At 46.6% G+C, this 1,053-nt stretch carries 3 protein-coding genes; all 3 read left to right on the forward strand.

Annotation, left to right across the window (positions count from 1 at the left end; genetic code table 11):
- Positions 1 to 183, forward strand: a 183-nt coding sequence (locus F6K49_RS52525; protein WP_293111041.1) for a hypothetical protein, incomplete at its 5' end; no start/stop codon positions are given.
- A gap of 84 nt (positions 184 to 267) precedes the next feature.
- The gene (locus F6K49_RS52530; RefSeq protein WP_293111043.1) at positions 268 to 540 is read left to right on the forward strand and encodes a glutaredoxin family protein; all 273 of its coding nucleotides are present in this window, start codon (positions 268 to 270) and stop codon (positions 538 to 540) included.
- A 107-nt stretch (positions 541 to 647) separates the two neighbouring features.
- On the forward strand, positions 648 to 1,053 hold a 406-nt coding region (locus tag F6K49_RS52535), incomplete at its 3' end, for a Mur ligase domain-containing protein (RefSeq protein WP_293111046.1).

The raw sequence follows: 1,053 nt of genomic DNA on the forward strand, positions 1-1,053 counted from the left end.
TCGCCTGAGGGGGTTGGTATACGGAAAACCCCATCTCGCTCCTACAAGTCTGAGAGTGATGAGTGTAAAAACCTACTGTACCGCCGAAGCAACGGTTTTCTGAGACGAGGCGAAGGTCTGTGGACATGGGGCTGGTTCAAATGGACTTACCATGAAGGCGAATGTTGCTGTCCAGCATTTTAACGTTTCTTCAGGTGTGTTTGCCGAAGCTGCACTTAACTTTACTAAACTACCTTCTAAATAAACAATTTTCAACTAACTTGCCTGATGGAATTAATTCTTTACAGTAAACCCGGTTGTCATCTTTGTGAGGGATTACTTGAAAAGCTAGAGATGATTGAAGGCTTAAACTTTAAGCTAGAGGTTCGAGATATTACCAGTCGAGAGGATTGGTTCCAATCCTATCAGTATGAGGTGCCAGTACTATGTATTAACCACTGTAGTCAGGAAAAGCTCCTACCTCGCCCCTCTCCTCGTGCTAGCGTTGCACAATTGCAGCGAATGTTACGGAAATATTTCCCTGTTAGTGAGTCAAAATAGGCGATACATCAGGTTGACGGTTTGACGGTTGACGGTTTGATGGTTGACAGTTGACTGGTGGCTGTGATGATTCGGTAGATCTTATAGTGTCGTTTGGTGCGATAAATATGAAGCTAAGGGAATTATTAGCCAAAATTGCCAATAGTGTGAAAATGCCTAGCTCCGAGGGTCTTGATGTGGTCGTTACAGGCATCTGTACCAATTCCCACGCCTGCCAACCGGGGGATTTATTCATCGGGATGCCAGGCACTAGGGTAGATGGTGGAGAGTTCTGGGAAAGTGCGATCGCATCTGGGGCAGTAGCAGCGATAATTTCTCCCCAAGCGGCTGCCAAACATCCCCCCCAGGAACTTTCACCGGAAACAGGAGTTTGTGTAATTGCCGCTGATGACATGACCACCGTGTCTGCTCAAACTGCAGCAGCCTTCTACGACTACCCAGCACAGCAGCTAAGACTGATTGGAGTCACTGGTACCAATGGCAAAACTACCACTACCCATCTGATTGAATTTC

The organism is Moorena sp. SIO3I6, from assembly GCF_010672095.1.

Coding starts and splice junctions, on each gene's coding strand:
- F6K49_RS52530 (WP_293111043.1), top strand. CDS start 268: ATGGAATTAATTCTTTACAGTAAACCCGGTTGTCATCTTTGTGAGGGA.